Annotated in this window: 16 protein-coding genes; 10 read left to right on the top strand and 6 right to left on the bottom strand. The window is 70.7% G+C overall.

Annotated features, from left to right (window positions below):
• The first annotated feature begins 2 nt into the window (after positions 1–2).
• The 5 genes from ACIBQ1_RS53655 (at position 3) to ACIBQ1_RS53635 (ending at position 4,307) form a co-directional block, all read left to right on the top strand.
• The gene (locus ACIBQ1_RS53655; RefSeq protein ID WP_397290338.1) at positions 3–611 is read left to right on the top strand and encodes a DUF5941 domain-containing protein; all 609 of its coding nucleotides are present in this window, start codon (positions 3–5) and stop codon (positions 609–611) included.
• 77 nt (positions 612–688) lie between these two features.
• Positions 689–1,423 carry a phosphocholine cytidylyltransferase family protein gene (locus ACIBQ1_RS53650; RefSeq protein WP_355370903.1) on the top strand — a complete coding sequence of 245 codons (735 nt, stop codon included), beginning with the start codon at positions 689–691 and terminating at the stop codon, positions 1,421–1,423.
• 28 nt (positions 1,424–1,451) lie between these two features.
• Entirely contained in the window at positions 1,452–2,492 is a 1,041-nt protein-coding gene (locus ACIBQ1_RS53645; RefSeq protein WP_397290374.1) for an iron-containing alcohol dehydrogenase family protein, read from the top strand.
• On the top strand, positions 2,470–3,237 hold the full coding sequence (locus tag ACIBQ1_RS53640) for a CDP-alcohol phosphatidyltransferase family protein (RefSeq protein WP_397290336.1): 768 nt from the start codon (positions 2,470–2,472) through the stop codon (positions 3,235–3,237). The genes ACIBQ1_RS53645 and ACIBQ1_RS53640 overlap by 23 nt, the downstream gene beginning before the upstream one ends.
• A gap of 185 nt (positions 3,238–3,422) precedes the next feature.
• Positions 3,423–4,307: a glycosyltransferase family 2 protein gene (locus tag ACIBQ1_RS53635; RefSeq protein ID WP_397290334.1), complete on the top strand. Its 885-nt coding sequence runs from the start codon at positions 3,423–3,425 to the stop codon at positions 4,305–4,307.
• Positions 4,308–4,320: 13 nt separating this feature from the next.
• Here the strand turns inward: ACIBQ1_RS53635 and ACIBQ1_RS53630 are convergent, their stop codons facing one another.
• The 5 genes from ACIBQ1_RS53630 to ACIBQ1_RS53610 all read right to left on the bottom strand — a co-directional run bounded on the left by ACIBQ1_RS53630 (position 4,321) and on the right by ACIBQ1_RS53610 (position 11,029).
• Positions 4,321–5,034: an acetoacetate decarboxylase family protein gene (locus ACIBQ1_RS53630; protein WP_397290333.1), complete on the bottom strand. Its 714-nt coding sequence runs from the start codon at positions 5,032–5,034 to the stop codon at positions 4,321–4,323.
• A gap of 114 nt (positions 5,035–5,148) precedes the next feature.
• Positions 5,149–6,111 carry a glycosyltransferase gene (locus tag ACIBQ1_RS53625; protein ID WP_397290331.1) on the bottom strand — a complete coding sequence of 321 codons (963 nt, stop codon included), beginning with the start codon at positions 6,109–6,111 and terminating at the stop codon, positions 5,149–5,151.
• Between the two features lie 56 nt (positions 6,112–6,167).
• On the bottom strand, positions 6,168–7,544 hold the full coding sequence (locus ACIBQ1_RS53620; RefSeq protein ID WP_397290329.1) for an acyltransferase family protein: 1,377 nt from the start codon (positions 7,542–7,544) through the stop codon (positions 6,168–6,170).
• Positions 7,545–7,723: 179 nt separating this feature from the next.
• A complete protein-coding gene (locus ACIBQ1_RS53615) occupies positions 7,724–9,376 on the bottom strand; it encodes an LCP family protein (RefSeq protein WP_397290327.1) in 1,653 nt (550 codons plus the stop codon).
• A 144-nt stretch (positions 9,377–9,520) separates the two neighbouring features.
• Complete coding sequence (locus ACIBQ1_RS53610) at positions 9,521–11,029, bottom strand: hypothetical protein (protein ID WP_397290326.1); 1,509 nt, start codon at positions 11,027–11,029, stop codon at positions 9,521–9,523.
• A gap of 166 nt (positions 11,030–11,195) precedes the next feature.
• Between ACIBQ1_RS53610 and ACIBQ1_RS53605 the strand changes: the two genes are divergently transcribed.
• The 3 genes from ACIBQ1_RS53605 to ACIBQ1_RS53595 all read left to right on the top strand — a co-directional run bounded on the left by ACIBQ1_RS53605 (position 11,196) and on the right by ACIBQ1_RS53595 (position 15,293).
• Positions 11,196–13,226 (top strand): ArnT family glycosyltransferase, encoded by a 2,031-nt coding sequence (locus ACIBQ1_RS53605; protein ID WP_397290324.1) that lies wholly within the window; start codon positions 11,196–11,198, stop codon positions 13,224–13,226.
• Between the two features lie 72 nt (positions 13,227–13,298).
• Positions 13,299–14,228 carry a glycosyltransferase family 2 protein gene (locus tag ACIBQ1_RS53600; protein ID WP_397290322.1) on the top strand — a complete coding sequence of 310 codons (930 nt, stop codon included), beginning with the start codon at positions 13,299–13,301 and terminating at the stop codon, positions 14,226–14,228.
• A gap of 3 nt (positions 14,229–14,231) precedes the next feature.
• Positions 14,232–15,293: a glycosyltransferase family 4 protein gene (locus tag ACIBQ1_RS53595; protein WP_397290320.1), complete on the top strand. Its 1,062-nt coding sequence runs from the start codon at positions 14,232–14,234 to the stop codon at positions 15,291–15,293.
• On the opposite strand, the gene ACIBQ1_RS53590 is transcribed toward ACIBQ1_RS53595, so the two are convergent.
• A complete protein-coding gene (locus ACIBQ1_RS53590; protein ID WP_397290318.1) occupies positions 15,194–16,153 on the bottom strand; it encodes a YbhN family protein in 960 nt (319 codons plus the stop codon). The two genes, ACIBQ1_RS53595 and ACIBQ1_RS53590, sit on opposite strands and share 100 nt — an antisense overlap.
• Before the next feature lie 152 nt (positions 16,154–16,305).
• Between ACIBQ1_RS53590 and ACIBQ1_RS53585 the strand changes: the two genes are divergently transcribed.
• The gene (locus ACIBQ1_RS53585; protein ID WP_397290316.1) at positions 16,306–17,133 is read left to right on the top strand and encodes a methyltransferase domain-containing protein; all 828 of its coding nucleotides are present in this window, start codon (positions 16,306–16,308) and stop codon (positions 17,131–17,133) included.
• Positions 17,134–17,197: 64 nt separating this feature from the next.
• Entirely contained in the window at positions 17,198–18,097 is a 900-nt protein-coding gene (locus ACIBQ1_RS53580; RefSeq protein ID WP_397290315.1) for a YbhN family protein, read from the top strand.
• Positions 18,098–18,171: the final 74 nt, after the last annotated feature.

Here is an 18,171-nt window from a genome sequence, read left to right as displayed (position 1 = left end):
ACATGACTCCCGTTCCCAGCAGCACGGTCGTGGCCTACCGCGACGACGGCCCGCTCTCGCGCGCGATGGGCCTGCTCGTGGCGGGGCAGCTCCCGCCCCTGCCGCCGGTGATCGCGGGCACGTTCGTCACGGGCGTGCTGCTGGTGCTCGGCGTGGCGGGGACGGACGGGCTCGCGGTGTTCGCGCCTGCCGTGACGCTGCTGCTGGCCGGGCCGGGCAGCACGCACGCGCACGACGGCAGGTTCGACTGGCTCGTCCCGCCGATCCTGCGGCTCATCGAGTACAGCTTCGTCGCGGCGTGCGGGTTCGCGCACCAGGTGCACCCGGTGCTGATCTTCCTGCTGCTCGGCGCGCTGGCGTTCCACCACTATGATCTTGTTTACCGGCTGCGGCAGCGCGTTTACGCGCCGGCGTGGCTGTCCACGTTCGGGCTCGGCTGGGACGGCCGGATGATGGTGGTCTCGCTGGTCGCCCTCACGGGCTGGCTGACCGGCGGCTATCTGCTGCTCGCGCTCTACCTGTGGGCGTTCTTCGGGTGGGAGAGTCTCACGTGCTGGCTCGCCGCGCCCCGCTCCGGGGTGGAAGCAGCCGATATGGGAACGCAAGACTAACGCCGGATTACCCGCGCAGGGCCCAAAGACGAATACTCTTTGGGCTCACGAAGACATGCTCGACTGAGGAGTGCACGTTGCTGGGAATGGTTCTGGCCGCTGGAGCCGGACGACGTCTGCGGCCGTACACCGACACGCTGCCGAAGGCGCTCGTGCCGGTCGACGGCGAAACCACGATCATGGACATCTCGCTGCGCAACCTCGCCGAGGTGGACCTGCGGGAGGTCGTGGTCGTCGTCGGCTACGCGGCGCAGGCCGTCCACGACCGCAAGGAGGCCCTGGAGCAGCGGCACGGCGTCAAGCTGACCCTCGTCCACAACGACAAGGCCGAGGAGTGGAACAACGCCTACTCCCTCTGGTGCGCCCGCGACTACTTCTCCCAGGGCGTGCTGCTGGTCAACGGCGACACCGTGCACCCGGTCTCGGTCGAGAAGACGCTGCTGGCCGCTCCTGAGACGAGCGACATCCTGCTGGCCGTCGACGACGTCAAGAAGCTCGCCGACGAGGAGATGAAGGTCACGCTCTCGCCGGAGGGCTCGCTGCGGCGCATCACCAAGCTGATGGACCCGGCCGAGGCGTACGGCGAGTACATCGGCGCCACCCTCATCCGGCCCGGCGCGGCCGACCTGCTGGCCGACGCGCTCAAGACGACCTTCGAGCGCGACCCCCAGCTCTACTACGAGGACGGCTACCAGGAGATGGTCGAGCGCGGCGAGGTCATCCACGCCGCGCCCATCGGCGAGGTCGACTGGGTCGAGGTGGACAACCACGACGACCTGGCGAAGGCTCGTACCATAGCCGTCCGCTACTGAGGGGGCGCGCATGCCGCTTCTTGCGAGGATGCTGCCGGCGCCGCTGACCATGCAGGTCAGGCGGGGCGCGGTGGCGGAGCTCGGCGCCCTGCTGGCCGACAGCCGCGTGGCCACCTCCGGCAGGGTCGCGGTGGCCGTCGGCCGGGGGCAGGGCGACCACATCGAGAGCTTGATCACCCCCCAGCTCGACGAGGCCGAGGTGTTCAGGGTCGCCGACGGCTCGGTCGACGCGGCCGTCTCCCTCGGCGCCGACCTGCGCAAGGGTGCCTACGAGGTGGTGGTGGGCGTCGGCGGCGGCAAGACGATCGACGCCACCAAGTACGCCGCCTCGCTCGCCGGCATCCCGATGGTCGCGGTGGCCACCAACCTCTCCCACGACGGCATCTGCTCGCCCACGGCCTCCCTGGTCTACGAGGGGGGCAAGGGCACGTTCGGGGTGCCGATGCCGCTGGCCATCCTGGTCGACCTCGACTTCGTGCACAACGCGCCGGAGTCGCTGGTCAGGGCGGGTGTGGGCGACGTGGTGAGCAACCTGTCGGCCATCGAGGACTGGCAGCTCGGCAACGTCGAGCGCGGCGAGCCCATCGACGGGCTGGCCTGCTCGATGGCCCGCACCGCCGCCGAGGCGCTCATCGGCCGCGCCGACTCCATCGAGTCCGACGCGTTCCTGACCGTGCTGGCCGAGTCCCTCATCCTGTCCGGCATGTCCATGGTGATCGCTGGGTCCTCCCGGCCCGCGAGCGGCGGGGATCATGAGATCCTTCATGCTGTGGATCAGCTCTTCCCCGGCACCTCCAACCACGGCGAGCTCGCCGGGATCGGTGCCGCCTTCTGCTTCTTCCTGAGGGAGGACGAGGCCCGGGTCGCGCAGGTCGTCGACTGCCTGCGCCGGCACAAGCTGCCCGTCGTGCCCGCCGACATCGGGCTGAGCGGCCAGCAGTTCGCCGAGGCCGTCGCGCTGGCACCGGCCACCCGTCCCGGCCGCTACACGATCCTGGAGCACCTGCGCATGCAGGACTCCGAGATCCACGATCGGGTGGGGGACTATGTCCGGGCCTTCGGTAGCTGAGATACGGCGGGTCGCCCAGCCCGCCGGTCACCTCGAGCGCAGGAACGGCGAACACTGGGCCGGCGTGCTCTACATGCGCCAGTTGTCCATCTACGTCACGTGGCTGTTCGCCAAGACGTCCGTCACGCCCAACCAGCTGACCTGGGTGATGACCGTGGCCGGGGTCCTGGCGGGGGTCGTGCTCGCCCTGCCGGGCCTGTGGGCGGCCGTGGCCGCCGCCCTGCTGGTGCAGGTCTACCTGCTGCTCGACTGCTCCGACGGCGAGCTGGCCCGCTGGACGGGCAAGACCTCGCCGGTCGGGGTCTACCTCGACCGGGTCGGGGCCTACTTCTGCGAGGCCGCGGTGCTGGCCGGGCTGGGCTGGCGGGCGTCGGCCGTGCTGCCCGACTGGTACACCGTGCTGGGCTTCGCCGCCGCGCTCGGCGCGATCCTCATCAAGGCCGAGACGGACCTGGTGGAGGTGGCGCGGGCCAAGGGCGGCCTGGCGTCGGCGACGGAGGCGGCCGCGGTGCAGTTCCGCTCCGGGCTGCTGGGCCTGGGCCGGCGGGTGCTCTCGGCGACGAAGTTCCACCGGATCGTGCAGCCGATCGAGCTGTCGCTGCTCGCGCTGGCGGCCGCCGTCGTCGATCTGCTCCTCGGTGACCTGACGGCCTCGCGGATCCTGATCGTGGCCTGTTCCGTAGCGGCATGCCTACAGGTTGTCCTGCATTTGGTAAGCATCATCGCCTCGAAGAGACTGGCGTGATCTGATGTCGGAACCAGAGGAGCTCCCCGTCCGTCGTATTGATCGGACGTCCGCCGTTCGGTGGGGGTTCATCCTCGGTTCCGATACGCTTAGCCCCAGCCTTTCCAAAACATGCAGACCAGCAGACTCGGTGATCATGAAAGAATGCTCCGCCCGTGTTCTCAACGCGTCAGGACAGTGATTCGTTGAAGATCTCGTGCGTCATCCTCACCATGGGAAACCGGGTCGCGGAGCTGAACCGGGCGGTCGAGTCCGCGCTCAACCAGGTCGACGGCGACGTCGAGGTGGTGATCGTCGGCAACGGCGCAGACGTGCCCGAATTGTCGGCGACGCCACCCGAAGGGTCGGCCGCGGTCGTGAAAGCGATCCGGCTCGACCAGAACACCGGCATTCCCGCAGGCCGTAACCGCGGCGTGGAGGAGTGCTCGGGAGATGTCGTGCTGTTCCTCGACGACGACGGCTGGTATGCCAACCAGAAGGTCGTCGCGCACGTACGCGACCGGTTCGCCACCGAGCCGGACCTCGCGGTGATCTCCTTCCGCGTGATGGACCCCGACGGCGGCATCGGCCAGCGGCGCCACGTGCCCCGGCTGCGCGCCGGCGACCCGCAGCGCTCCTCGCCCGTCACGACGTTCCTCGGCGGCGCCTCGGCCATCAGGCGCTCGGCCTTCCTCCAGGTGGGCGGGCTGCCCGAGCGGTTCTTCTACGCCCATGAGGAGACCGACCTGGCCTGGCGGCTCCTGGGCGAGGGCTACCGGATCGAGTACGACGCCGAGACGGTGATGTACCACCCGCAGGTCCCGCCGACGCGGCACACGCAGTTCTACCGGCTCAACGCGCGCAACCGGGTCTGGCTGGCGCGGCGCAACCTGCCGTGGCCGCTGGCGTTCCTCTACCTCACCAACTGGGTCGTGCTCACGCTCGTGCGCGAACGCAGTGCCGGGCCGGCGCTCAAGGCGTGGTTCAGCGGGTTCTTCGAGGGGCTGCGCACCCCGGCGGGGGAGCGGCGGCCCATGGCCTGGCGAACGGCGTGGCGCATGGTCAAGCTGGGCCGCCCGCCGATCGTCTGACCCGCGCGGCCGCTCAGACCTCGACGGCCTCGCCGAAGGACATCGCGGCCCGCGAGATCGTGCTGGTGAACATCGCCCGCTTGGGCAGCCCCAGCTCGCTCAGCTCCTTGGCGATGGGATGGTTGCCCAGGCGGATCAGCGCGCCGCCGGGGCGGATCCGGGCACCGCGGGCGTGTACGGACCACGGCACGCGCCGCGTGATCCCGTCCCGGTGCGTGTAGGCGTCGAGCGGCGCCATCGCCGTCGCGCCCGGCGCGGGCGCCCCCGGCCTGATCAGGATGTCCAGCACGAGCCTGCCGTCCTTGCGCAGGACGCACCGTTTGTACGGCGTGCCGAGCCGCAGCTCGATGTCCGCCAGCTCCTTCGGGAACCCCCACAGCGTCCGCCCGGCCTCCAGCGTGAACGGCTGGTCCACCGGCAGCCAGTGCACGAACACCCCGGTCTGGCGCAGGTCCCACAGCCCCCCGGACCCGGACACGCCCGGGGGACGCACCAGGAACGCCATGCCGAACTCGTGGTAGGGATCGAGGTCGCCGTCGCGGTAGTCCACGAACAGCAGCATGCAGACGGCCTTGCCCGGCAGGATTTCGGCCACGTCGAGTCCGGAGTACGCGATCACCGCCCTGGCGGCGTCGGCGCGCACCGCGTAGAAGGCGCTGCACACCGCCGCGTCCCGCACCCGCACCGGCATGGCCACCGTTCGGCCCTGGATCAGATGCGATGCCATGGCTCCAGTACATCAACCCCTCGGTCGTGCCGCCATTCCCGCCCCGGATGTCCTTCTGTCGTGCCGCGCCCACCGCCTCCCGTTCGCCCCCGTCCGGCGCGCCGCCGCCGGGGGCTAGACGGCGAGGGCGTGGGTGGGGAGGCCGGCCCAGGACTCGGCGCGGTTGACGAAGGCCGCCGCGTGGTCCGGCCAGTGGTGGTGCAGGCGCGCCTCCGCGTGCCCCAGGGCGCCCAGCCGGACCCGCCGCGCCGGGTCCTCCTTCAGGTCCAGCACGGCGTTCAGCACGGCGTCCACGTCCAGCGGGACCACGAGCCCGCACCCGGTCCGCTCGACCAGCGCGGAGCCCTGGGGCGTCGTGATGACGGGCAGCCCGCGCCCCATGTAGTCCATGATCTTCGTCGGCGCCGTCCGCACCGTGTCGTCGGCCAGCGAGAGACCGGCCAGAGCGCCCTCGGCCATGCGCAGCGCGTGCCGGTTGGGCACGTACCCGAACCAGTCGAGCAGCCCGACCCGCTGCGCGTCACGCAGCAGCGGGCGCACGTCCCGGGCCGCCGCGCCGATGAGGTCGAGCCGGACGCCGTGCGGGACCAGCCGCTCGGCCAGCCCGATCAGCTCCGACACGCCGCGCTCGGCCGAGAGGCGGCCGATGTGGACGACCCTGGTGTCGCCGGGAGGAGGCGGGCTGGGCGACACCAGGGTCGCCTCGGGAACCACCGCGGGCGAGATCACGCGGTGGCGTCTCCCCGCGCGGGCGAGCCGCCTGGGGGAGACCTCTTCGCGTAGGTCCCAGACGACCGGAGGACGCCTGTAGGGAAGCGCGCGCAGCAGCCGGTGCTCGTGCACGATCAACAGGTCCGCGTCCCTCACGCCGCGTCTCAGCGCCGCGCGCGCCCTGCCGAACGTCGCGTGCCGCGCCACGTCGATCGCGGTGATCCCCATGGCGGGGGTCACGTTGAAGTACGTGAACGGCGCGACGTACGTGACCTCGTGGCCCGCGTCGAGCAGCGCCCTGATCTGCCGGTGCATGATCCGGGCGTCCTCGGGATGATGGACGGTCGTGGCGACACATGCGCGCATGTGTCGATGCTCCGCGCTTACCAGGTCAAAGGCGTAAATGTGGGTAGAACGGTCGCTTAACTTCGTGAGGGGCGGCGATAGAGCCAGGTCAGGCGAGGTTCGAGGACCCACTTGAAAACCGTGCGGGTCTCCGGCAGGCACAGCACGATGGCCAGCGCGAAGGCGCTGGAGGCGATCGCGAGCACGCCGAGCGGCCCGAACAGCCACGGGAACTCCAGCCAGCCCATCTCCTTGGCGACCAGGACGGGGATGCCGTGGAGCAGGTAGCAGTAGAGCGTGCGGGTGCCGAGGTCGGAGAACCACGTCTCGCCCCGGGGCACCAGCGCCAGGACGGCGAAGCACATGGCCAGCGCGCACACCAGCAGCCCGGCCCGCAGGGCGAGGCCCATGTACCACGACAGGTCGAGGTCCTGGAAGCTGGCCTTGAAGTAGAACGGGTCGAGCGGCGCCTTCGGCGCGACGTAGATCGCGACCGCCGCCGCGCCGAGGACCGTGAGCGCCGACAGGATCTTGATCCACCGCCGGTTGAGCATCTCGAAGTGCTCGGGCTGCATCACCAGGCCGATCACGAAGAACGGCATGAGACCGAAGAAGCGGTCCATGCTGAAGTCGCCCTCGATCTGCGAGAACCCGGAGAGCAGGTAGACGGCGACGGCCACGGGAACGGGGTACTTCATCCGCTTCCACACCGGCGTGGACAGCCGCCAGAACAGCAGCGCCAGCAGGTACCAGTTGAGCCACGCCGGGTCGATGATCGTCAGGCTCCACTTCTGGCCCACCGAGACGCGGAGCAGGGCGTAGCCGACCTCGACGATCACGTACGGGACCAGGAACGTGTCGACCAGTTTGTTGGTCTTGGCGTTCGAGTTCCAGAAATTTCTGGACAAATAGCCACTGATCAGCACGAACAGCGGCATGTGGAACGTGTAGATGAAGATGTACAGGGCCCTGGAGGAGTCGGCGGACAGCGTCGGCACCAGCGAGTGGCCGACGACCACCAGCGCGATCAGCACGAACTTGACGTTGTCGAGATACGGGTCACGCTTGCGCTTGGGCGGCTGGGGCTCCTGCTTCGGCTCCGGCTTCTGCTGGGCCGTGCCGTCCGCCGTGGCCTTCGCCCGTTTCCGGGGCTTCCGCTCCTCCACCGCCTTCGGTTGCGGCTGCGGTTGCGAGGGCTGGGCGGCGGCCGGCGCGTCCTCGTCCGGTTTGGCCGGCTTGGCGGGCTTGCTCGGCTCGGCCGGGGGCTCGCCGTCCTTCACGGCGGGCTGCGGCTGGGTCAGCTCTCCCGGCGCCATCCAGTGCGGATCGGCCTCCTCGCTCCAGAACGCCTCCTCCGGCAGCGGCCAGCGGGCTCCCGTCTGGGCGGGGCCGCCGGTCTCCTCCTCGGAGCTCCGAGGAGTCGTGACCGGTGGGGAGAATCTGGTGTCAGACACAGGGGAGTCGCTCAGCTTCGCTCGGGGCCGGGGAACACGACGACAGCACGACCAACGGATGGCCTCTCGGCTCCGGGTCGCGCTGCGTCGCCGACCCGCAACAGACTATCCCGCTCACGCGCCTCCTGTCCTTCGAGCGAGGCGAGAATGCCCGATTCCACAGGGAACTTGGAGCGTCGTCAGGTGCAGGCGTTCTTCTGCTCGGAAGCGGTGATCGTGCTGTTGTTGACGCTGTCGGGCAGCTTCGTCACCTTGACCGAGTCGAAGTCCTCGCCCACCACCAGCTGGATCACCGGCGTGCCCTTCGGCGGGGTGCTCGTGGGGGGCGTCGCCGACGTGTACGTCGCCGGGTTGGTGACCGCGACCTTGCCCTCGGCCGGGGCGGGCTTGGGCACGACGGCCCCGGCCAGCGTGCCGGCGTGGTCGGGCGCCGACTCGACGGCCTTGGCGTAGTGGACCTCGGTCTTCGGCAGGCTCTTGCCGTCGGCGGCCTCGTAGTTGCCCAGGCCGACGACGTTGAAGCCCTCCTTGGCGAGCTGGTCGGCGACCTCGCGGGCCTTGCCCACGGTCTTGGTGCCGTTGAGCACCTGGACCTTCACCTGCTCGGGCTTGAGCGTGACCTTGGGCTTGGTGCCGGTGCTCGTGCCGGTGCTCGCGGACGGCGACGGCGTGGCGACCTCGGTGTCGGTCTTGATCGAGGTGAACAGCTCGTTGGCGTCGGGCTGCTTCCAGACCACGCGGTTCTCGTTCTCGGGGTCGGGCCCCCACGGGATCGTCGTGAACTTGACGCCTCCGGCAGTCAGCTGCTTGGCGCTCAACGCGATGTCGATGAGCTGCTCGGTGTCGTTGGCCAGCTCGGGGTCCATGGTGACCGACCCGGCCGCGGCCGCGATGAAGTCCCTGAGCTTGCCGACGTCGGTGAGCAGCTCGCTGCTGGTGGCCTTGGCGACGACCTTGCTCAGGAAGATCTGCTGCCGCTTGATGCGCTGGATGTCACTGCCGTCGCCGTAGTGGCGCAGGCGCACGTACCCCAGGGCCTTCTCGCCGTTGAGCAGGCTCTTGCCGGGCGGCAGGACCAGCTTGGACGCCTTGTCGTTGACGCCGGACTTCAGACAGATCTCGATGCCGCCGAGCGCGTCCACGATGTTCTTGAAGCCGCTGAAGTCGACCTCGGCGAAGTGGTTGACGCGGATGCCGGTGAGGGTCTCGATCGTGGAGATCGTGCAGGCGATGCCGCCGGAGCTGTACGCCGAGTTGATCATGTCCCGGCGCGGTGGCATCTCCTGCTTGGTGGTCTCGTTCTTGCACCTGGGGATCTGCACCATCGAGTCACGCGGGAAGCTGATCAGCCGCGCCTTGTCCCGGTTGGGCGAGATGTGCATGAGGATGATCGTGTCGGTGCGCTTGCCGCCCGCGTCGGCTTCCCTGGCGAGCTTCTGGCCGTACTGCGCGTTGCCCTTGCCCGCGCGGGTGTCGGAGCCGACGAGCAGCACGTTGAGCGCGCCGGTGTCCACGGGTCGGGGGTTGATGATGTCGCTGTTGACGCTCTTCTTCTTGATGTTGCCGAAGGCGTCGCGGTAGACGGTGTAGCCGGTCAGCGCGCCCGCCACCATGAGCGTGGTGACACCGATGCTGACCCAGGCCAGGATGCGCATCTTGTTCTGGCCACCGCCACCACCGCCGCCGCGGTGACCGCGCGGCGGCCGGTCGTCGGGCGGGGGCGGGGGCGCCGCGGCCGCCGCTCTGCGCGCCATCCTGCTGCCGGGCTGGGTGGGTGCAGCCCGGTAGTCCTGCCCGGAGGTGACTACGGGCACGCTCCTGTAGTCAGTCATACGTCCCCTAGCCTCACTTCTCGCGCCTGACGCGCTGGCTTCGTCGCCTCGCGCCACGAGACGAGGTCACGTACGGCGTGCCAGGTGCCATGACCGCGGGGAACGACCGTGACCCGGGCGTGATGTTTCCGCGGCAAAGCATACTCAGAGCTGGACATTACGTGGAATATCATTGCCAAACTCTTTCTTGCCTCCGCCCGGTCTTCGCACGTCAGGCCTGATGCTCAGGGCCGCAGCCAAACAGGCCAGGGGGACGGCCGGCAACACGTATCGGTAGTCGAACTCCGCCGCCGCGGCCGGTGTGACCAGCAGCACCACGGCCGCCGACCAGGGCACCGGCCAGGCCGCGGGACGCCCGCGCCCACGCCTGCGCGTGACGGCCACCACCGGGGGCACCAGCAGCACCCCCAGGAGCACCGGGCCGGGCAGCCGCACCATGCTCTGGTAGGCCCTCAGCCAGCCGGCGTAAGGCTCGGCGATCTCCGTGCCGATCGCACCTCGCTCGTAGAGCTTGGCATAATCGGCGCCGACCTGCGCGGGATAGCGGCCAGGTGGGCCCGGCACGGTCACCGGGAACTGGTAGTAGGCATAGATCTCCGGATCCGGATACACCGGGCGGCCCCAGGTGAACGTGCGGCCAAGTTCGGTCAGCACCGAGGCGGCGTAGTCGAGCGGCTGCCTGGTGATCGCCAGCGTCGCGAACCTGCCCGCCAGATCGTCCGTTTCCTTGGTGAACGTGATCCCGGGCAACCGCACGAGGGGGGAGTCGCGCGCCCAGATGTACTCCTGCGACGGCGGGCGCCGCTCCGGCGGACGCGGGTCGCACAGGACGCGCAGGTCCGCCGGCGGGTCCATGCGGGCGCAGTCGGCGAACGACATCGTCCGGGCGTACAGGAAGGCGCCGTTCGCGCCCACGAGCCCGACCCGCTGGTACGTGGCGTAGAACCAGGCGCCGTACGCGAGGATCGGCACGAGGGCGGTGGCCAGCAGCAGCCCGGCGAGCCGCACCCGTCCGCGCAGCACGTACCAGCCGGCCAGCAGCACGATGAGGGGCTGGCCGACGGTCCTGGTGAGGGTGGCGGCGGCCAGCAGCAGGCCGATGGCGGCGACCCCGCCCGCCGCTCGGGCCCGCCGCTCCGACACGCACAGCGCCACCGCCGCCACGACCAGGAACGTGAAGAGCGTGTCCGAGACGAGCAGGTGCTCCAGCTCGATCTGGTACGCGTCGAGCAGCACCGGCACCGCGGCCAGCGTCGCCACCCACCTCGGCGCCCTTCTCGCGACCCGGTAGATCAGCACGCCGGTGGCCAGGCCGAGCAGGTGCTGCGCGGCCGTGACCGCCCAGAAGCCGTGGAACGGCTCCAGCAGCTTCAGGAACATCGAGTAGCCCGCCGGGCGGACCAGGTCGGGCCGGGGTTTGAAGACGGTGACGATGTAGGTGTAGGAGTCGGGGAACCACAGGGCCGGCCGGTAGCCCAGCATCGCCAGGGCGCGCAGGGCCGTGCCGAGGGCGAGGACCGCCAGGAACCACCCGTGCCGTCTCCACCGGGACGGATCCGCGACCCACGCCAGGCGGCCGCGAGCGGCCTTCGCGGGCTCGTCGGCGCGAGTCTCCGCCATCACCCGCACGTCCTCCCGCTGTCTTACCGGCATGTCCCGTAGTGCCCACGTACGCTACCCGCCATTCAGTGAACCCCGTGCAACGGCCGATAGAGGGTACGCACGCCGGGTCTTCCCGGTTGAGTGAAACGCACCTCAAGATCGCTCGCCGTGTGGCGGCGCCCACCGGGACCGCCTGGTTGGATACGCTCGCACACCGATGGGACTCGACCGACCCGGGCGGATGCTCGCCGTGCTCTCGGTGGCGCCCGCGCTCGCCGTGGCGGGCTGGCTGCTGGCGGGGCTGCCGCTGCTGCTGCTCGGCCACTTCGCGCCGCTGCCCGCGGCGCTGTTCGGGCTGCCCGCCGCCGCCCTGCTCTGCCGGGCCGGCACGCGGCGGCTGGGCAAGGTGGTCGAGGCCACGTCCCGGCAGGTCGCGGGCGTCGTGGCGGTGGCCGTGGCGTCCGTCGCGGTCAACGTGGTCATGCACACCGAGCAGATCGTCGTCAGGCGCGACCCGGCCACGTACGCGCAGTACGCGGCCTGGATCGCGGGCCACGGCTCGCTGCCCGTCAGCACGCAGGCGGAGGCGTTCGGCGGCCCGGACCCGTCGCTGATCTTCAAGAGCGTCGGGTTCTACGAGGTGAACGGGGCGGTGGTGCCGCAGTTCATGCCGGGGCCGCCGATCCTCTTCGCGGTCGGCGACTGGCTGGGGATTCCCTTCGCGATCCCGGCGGTGCTGGGCGGGCTGGCCGTGCTCACGGTGGCCGGGGTGGTGGCGCGGCTGGCCGGGGCGCGGTGGGCGGTGCTGGGGGCCGCGGTGTTCGCGGTGAGCCTGCCGATCCTCTACACCTCGCGCAGCACGTTCAGCGAGATCCCGTCCCTGATCCTGCTGTTCGGAGGGCTGGCGCTGGTGCACGACGCGCTCGCCCGGCCGGGATGGCCGCGTGGGCTGCTGGCCGGGCTGGCGTTCGGGCTGGCCGTGCTGGTCAGGGTGGACGGGCTGCGCGACGTGCTGCCGGTGCTGGCGTTCGCGGGGCTGCTGATCGCGATGCGCCGCTTCGCCAGGCCGCAGGGGGCGCTGGGCGTGCCGCTGTCGGCCGGGCTGGTGGCGGGAGCCGGGGCCGGGATGCTCGCGGCGTACCTGCTGTCGCGGCCCTACCTGTCGTACCTGTCGGGCTCGGTCAGGCCGCTGCTGCTCATCTGCGCCGCCGTCCTCGTGCTCACCGCGCTGGGCACGGCCGCCGCCCCGCTGCTGGCCAGGATCCGGCCGCCCACGTGGGTCCCCACGGCCGGGGCCGGGCTGGTCGTGCTGCTCATGATCGGCCTGTACGCGCGCCCGTGGTTCCAGACCGTGACCCGGACGCCCGTGACGGACGACGACCGGCGCACGGCCCTGATGATCGCGCAGACCCAGCAGGCCAACGGCCTGCCCGTGGACGACACCCGGCTCTACTTCGAGAACTCCCTGCACTGGGTGATCTGGTACGTCGGGCTCCCCGTGGTCGTGCTGGCCACGGTCGCGGCGGCGGTCCTGGTACGGCGGCTGCTGCGGGACGGCCGACCGTTCGAATGGCTGCTGCCCCTCGCGGTCGTCGGCTGGACCACCGTCACCACGCTCCTGCGCCCCGAGATCACCCCCGACCACCCGTGGGCCGCCCGCCGCCTGGTCCCCATCGTGATCCCGGGCCTGATCCTGCTCGCCATGTACGGCCTGGCCTGGCTGCGCGACCTGATCCGGGCCCGCCCGCCGTCCTGGCCGCGAGGGCCCAGGGCGGGGAGGTGGGGGACGGCGCTCGCCGTCCTGATCGTCCTCGTGCCGCCGGCCGTCACCTCGATCGGGACGGCGTTCACGCCGGTCGAGCGGGGCGAGGCGGCGGCGGTGGCGGCGATGTGCGCGAAGTTCCCGCCTGACGCGTCGGTGCTGATCGTGGAGCGGGTCACCGGTGATCGCTTCACCCAGCTCGTGCGCGGCATGTGCGACCGCCCGGCGGCGGTGGTGGATCGCGAGGACCGGGGGGACACCGCCCCCGAGGCGCAGGTGCGCCGCCTGATCGCGCGGGTGCGCGCCGCGGGCCGAGTGCCCGTCGTGCTGGCCGCCGACGCCGCGCAGGTCGCGCCGTACGGACGTCCGTCTCAGGCCATGGCCCTGGTCTCCCGCCAGGACGAACGCTCTCTCGTGGACGCCCCGAACGGCACCTGGTCCCTGCGGATCACCGCCTGGATGGCCATCCCCCAAGAGGTTAGGTGATCTTGGAAGTGGGGGCTCCCGCTGGGCGCGCGTGGACTCGGCTTTGAGTTGGGCAGAGTACCCTCAAGGCCCGTGAGCACGCTAGAGACCCCGAAGAGTGGACCTGCCGTGGAAGAAGCGCCGTACGTCACCATCGTCCTGCCCTGCTACAACGAGCAGGATCACGTCATCGATGAAGTCAAGCGCATCACGAGGGCCATGGACTCAAGCGGCTACACCTACGAGCTCGTGGCCGTGGACGACTGCTCGACCGACGACACGCTGGCCAAGCTGAAGCAGGCCGCCCCCGAATATCCCCACCTGCGCGTCCGCGCCTTCCACCGCAACGGCGGCGCGGGCACGGTGCGGCGCATCGGGACGCAGGAGGCCAAGGGCGAGATCGTCGTCTGGACCGACGCCGACATGACCTACCCCAACGACCGCATCCCCGAGCTGGTGCAGATCCTGGAGAAGGATCCGATGGTCGACCAGGTGGTCGGCGCGCGCACCAGCGAGGAGGGCTCGCACAAGCTGCTGCGGGTCCCCGCCAAGTGGGTGATCCGCAAGGTGGCGGAGCAGCTGGCCGGGCAGAAGATCCCCGACCTCAACTCGGGGCTGCGGGCCTTCCGCAGGACGGTGGCCAAGCCCTACCTGCGGCTGCTCCCGCCCGGGTTCTCGTGTGTGACGACGATCACGCTGTCGTTCCTGTCCAACCAGCACGACATCTACTACCTGCCGATCGACTACGCCAAGCGGGCCGGGAAGTCGAAGTTCAGCTTCGTGTCCGACGCGTACCGCTACATCCTGCAGGTGCTGCGGATGATCATGTACTTCAACCCGCTCAAGGTGCTCATGCCGCCCGCGCTGTGGCTGGTGGGCATCGGGTTCGTGAAAGGCCTGTGGGACATGGTCCAGCACCCGTTCTACTTCCCGGCCAACACCGTGATGATCTTCCTGTCCGGGCTGCTGATCGGGTCGGTGGCGCTGCTCGCCGACCTGATCGTGCGGTCGCGGGGGGAATAGCCGGTGCGGATCGCGATCGTCGGCCCGACCTACCCGTACAAGGGGGGCGGGGCCCAGCACACCACCGAGCTGGCGCATCGCCTCGCGGCCCAGGGCCACGACGTGGTGATCGAGTCGTGGCGGGCGCAGTATCCGTCGTTCCTCTATCCGGGGCAGCAGACGATCTCCTCGCCGGAGGGCACGCCTTTTCCGAGGACCCTGCGCAAGCTCGACTGGCGGCGTCCCGACGGGTGGGTCTCCGCCGGGAGGCGGCTGAGGTCGGCGGACCTGGTGGTGCTGGCCGTGCTGAGCCCGGTGCAGGTTCCCGCATATTTGGGGATTTTGTACGGGATAGGGCGAAAAGTCAGGACTATTGCCCTCTGCCACAACGTGCTGCCCCACGAGCGCAAGCCGTACGACGAACCGCTCATGAAAGCGCTGCTCAAGCGGGTCGACGGCGTGCTGACCCACTCCGAGCAGCAGGCCGGGCTGGCTAGGGGGCTGACGGGCAGTTCGGTCAGCGTGGCGGCGCTGCCGCCGCACCTGCCCTCAACGACCGCCGAGAAGTCCACCCAGGTCCACCGCCGGCTGCTGTTCTTCGGCATCGTGCGACCGTACAAGGGGCTGGATCTGCTGCTCAGGGCGCTGCCCGACGGGATCTCGCTGACGGTCGCGGGGGAGTTCTGGGGCGGGATCGAGGAGACGCGGGCGCTGATCGACGAGCTGGGTCTCGGTGACCGGGTCGAGCTGCGCCCCGGCTACGTGGCCGCCGAGGACGTGCCGGGGCTGTTCGCGCGGGCCGACGCGCTCGTGCTGCCGTACCGGAGCGCGACCGCCAGCCAGAACGTCTGGCTGGGCCACGAGCACGGCGTGCCGGTGATCGCCACCCGCGTGGGCGCGCTCGCCGACCACGTCACCGACGGCGTGGACGGGCTGCTGGTCGAGCCGGGCGACGCCGGGGCGCTGCGCGCGGCGATCGAGCGCTTCTACGCCTCGGGCGAGCCCGAGAGGTTGCGATCCGGCGTCAAGGCCGTCGATCCCGAGCCGTTCTGGTCGGCGTACGCGGGGGCCCTGCTCGCCGCCTGACGGCCGAGCACGAACGAGATGCCCGCGGCCGCCGCGTCCGCCAGCGTGAACGCCAGCCGCGACACGATCGCCACCGCGAGCGCCGCCGGGGTGCCGATGATCGGCCCGAGCACCAGCACCAGCGCGCCCTCCCTGACGCCGACCCCCGCAGGCACGACGACGGTGAGGATCCCGGTGGCCCACGCGAACGCGTACGCCCCGGTGGCGATGAGGTAGAGGTCGGAGCGGCCGGAGAGCAGCCAGATGTGCAGGCCGTACACGAACCAGCCGAGCGCGGTCCACGCCACCGCGACGACCACGGTGCGGCCGGGCAGCACGCTCTCCAGCGGCTCCTTGCGCGCGATCCGCAGCGCCAGGTTGAGGCCCCAGGTGAGCACCTTGGGGTGCAGGCACACGATGATCACCGGCACGAGCAGCACGAGGTACCACGCCTGGCGCACCGCGTCCAGCGAGCCCAGCGTGGCGGCGGCGATCGAGATGCCGACCCCGAGGTTGATCACCAGCCCCAGCGAGATCGTCGCGAACGTGCGCCGCGGCGGGCTGCCGTGGTCGCGCCCGAGGTCCATCATCGCCGCGTACGCCCACACGGCGCCGGGGATGTACTTGCCCAGCTGGCCCACGAACATGATCCGCCCGGCGATCCGCAGCGGCACCCGCGTGCCGAGCCCCGCCAGGATCTCCCGCCAGGCCACCAGCATGAAGAACTGGCCGAGCAGCACCGCCGCGAACGCCCCGAGCACCGCCCACGGCGACATCGCCGCCACCGCGCCGGTGGTCTCGTCCCAGTTCCTGGCCAGCCCGTATCCCAGGAAGCCGATGGCGAGCAGGGCGAGGACCACGCGCAGCAGGCGACGGAGCATTCGCTCAGGCTACGCGCGGTTCGCCGGGTAAAGCCAGACGACGTCGACGAACGCGCCGCGGATCTTGTCGAACAGCGCCGCTTGGTCCCGGTCCGTGTGGGTCCTGCCAGGTCGGCAACGTACCAAAGCCCATTTGGGTACTGTGGGTCCTCGTGGGTAAGCAACGAGTCGCGCAGCTCGAATACTCGGAGTTCCAGTCCGCCATGCTCGACGAGGGCAAACGGCGGCGGAAGGCTGCGAAGATCATCGCGGTGCTCGAGCACTTCCGCGGGCCGCTCGGCGGGCTGACGGTGGGTGACGTGGGCTGCTCCGCGGGGTTCATCGCCGACGAGCTCGCGCAGGCCGGGGCGGCGCACACGCTGGGCATCGACATCGACGTGCCGGGGCTGCGCAAGGCCGCCGACAGGTTCGGCGAGCGGGTGGCGTTCGTGTGCGGCGACGGCACCGCGCTGCCGTTCCCCGACGGGTCGATCGACGTGCTGGTCTTCAACCACATCTACGAGCACGTGGTCGACCCCGACGCCGTGGTGGCCGAGATGCACCGGGTGCTGTCCGACGACGGCGTCCTCTACCTGGGGCTGGGCAACCGGCTCGGCGTCATGGAGCCCCACTACAAGCTGCCGTTCCTGTCCTACCTGCCGCCCGCGCTGGCCGACCGCTACGTGCGGGCGTCCGGGCGGGCCGACCACTACTACGAGCGGTTCAGGACGCGGCGCGGGCTGCGCAGGATGTTGCGGGCCTTCCACGTGTGGGACTACACCTTCCCCGTGCTGGCCACGCCGGGCCGGTTCGCGGGGGGCGAGCTGTTCCCCGGCGCTCTGGGGCGGATCGCGCAGGGCGTACTGGCCCGCACCCCCCGCGAGGTGCTCAGGCTGCTGCTGCCCCTGGTGCCCACGTACCTGTGGGTGGCCACCAAGACGCCGCGGCGGCCGGCGGGCGCGCCGCTGCCGCAGCCGCCCGAGCGGGTCCGCCCGCTGTGAGTGAGCGCAGGGAACGAACCGTCAGGGGCGGGGACCTGGTCGCCGGACCGGCGAAGGAGGGCCGGTGACGGCGGTGAAAGAAGAGGCCGCGCCGCGGCGGTCGCCGGTCCGCAGGCTCGTCCGGTACGGCTTCCTGGCCGTCGCGCTCGGGTTCGGCGCCTACGCCGTGGCGAAGCAGTGGGACGCCGTGGTGGCCGGGTTCGCCAGGCTGTCGTGGGCGGCGCTGGCCGGGTCGCTGGTCGCCGTGGTCGCCGCGCTGCTCGGCGCCATGCTCACCTGGCGCACCATCCTGGCCGACCTCGGCTCCCCGCTGCCGCTGCGGCCCGCCGCCAAGGTCTTCTTCGTGGGCCAGCTCGGCAAGTACATCCCGGGCGCCGTCTGGCCGGTGCTCGCCCAGATGGAGATGGGCCGCGACCTCGGCGTGCCGCGCTCGCGCAGCGCGGCGGCGTTCTTCCTGATGATGCCCATCCAGCTGGCCACCGGCCTGCTCGTCACGCTGGTCACGCTCGGCTGGGACCGCTACGGCTGGCTGCTGCTGTTCATCCCGCTGCTGCTGGTCCTGCTGGAGCCCAAGGTCATCAACGCCGTGATCGGGTACGCCCTGCGCAGGCTCAAGCGGGAGCCGCTCGATCGCCCGCTCACCCGGCGCGGCATGCTCACCGCCCTCGGCTGGGCGCTGGCCGGCTGGCTCTGCTACGGCGTGCACCTCTACTTCGTCGCCCCCGAGGGCGGCCTGCTCTTCGCCGTCGGGGCCTTCGCGCTGTCGTGGTGCCTGGGCATTCTGACCTTCGTCGTCCCGGCGGGCGCGGGCGTGCGGGAGGTCGCGATGGTCGCGGTGCTGGCGCCTCACGTGGACGGCGGCGCGGCGATTGCTGTGGCGCTTTCGTCCCGCATTGTCATCATTTTGGGGGATCTGATCTGCGCGGGTTTCGCGGGAATCGCAGCCCGTCGCGACTCGGAGTGATTTGGCCCGCGATTTAGGGGAGGCTGGTCATAAGCTGAACTTCAGAGGGGGACGACAGGTCCCACGTTGATCTT

It is taken from the genome of Nonomuraea sp. NPDC050153, from assembly GCF_044460125.1.
Lineage (GTDB): Bacteria > Actinomycetota > Actinomycetes > Streptosporangiales > Streptosporangiaceae > Nonomuraea.
Note: the sequence above shows the minus strand (reverse complement) of the source record. Positions and strands in the feature narration are given on the sequence as shown.

What these genes read in the sequence shown, in the direction of transcription:
- ACIBQ1_RS53640 (WP_397290336.1), top strand. Translation starts at nt 2,470, where the DNA reads ATGTCCGGGCCTTCGGTAGCTGAGATACGGCGGGTCGCCCAGCCCGCC.
- ACIBQ1_RS53590 (WP_397290318.1), bottom strand. Translation starts at nt 16,153, where the DNA reads ATGCTCCGTCGCCTGCTGCGCGTGGTCCTCGCCCTGCTCGCCATCGGC.
- ACIBQ1_RS53645 (WP_397290374.1), top strand. Translation starts at nt 1,452, where the DNA reads ATGCTGCCGGCGCCGCTGACCATGCAGGTCAGGCGGGGCGCGGTGGCG.
- ACIBQ1_RS53625 (WP_397290331.1), bottom strand. Translation starts at nt 6,111, where the DNA reads ATGCGCGCATGTGTCGCCACGACCGTCCATCATCCCGAGGACGCCCGG.
- ACIBQ1_RS53615 (WP_397290327.1), bottom strand. Translation starts at nt 9,376, where the DNA reads ATGACTGACTACAGGAGCGTGCCCGTAGTCACCTCCGGGCAGGACTAC.
- ACIBQ1_RS53630 (WP_397290333.1), bottom strand. Translation starts at nt 5,034, where the DNA reads ATGGCATCGCATCTGATCCAGGGCCGAACGGTGGCCATGCCGGTGCGG.
- ACIBQ1_RS53610 (WP_397290326.1), bottom strand. Translation starts at nt 11,029, where the DNA reads ATGCCGGTAAGACAGCGGGAGGACGTGCGGGTGATGGCGGAGACTCGC.
- ACIBQ1_RS53655 (WP_397290338.1), top strand. Translation starts at nt 3, where the DNA reads ATGACTCCCGTTCCCAGCAGCACGGTCGTGGCCTACCGCGACGACGGC.
- ACIBQ1_RS53605 (WP_397290324.1), top strand. Translation starts at nt 11,196, where the DNA reads ATGGGACTCGACCGACCCGGGCGGATGCTCGCCGTGCTCTCGGTGGCG.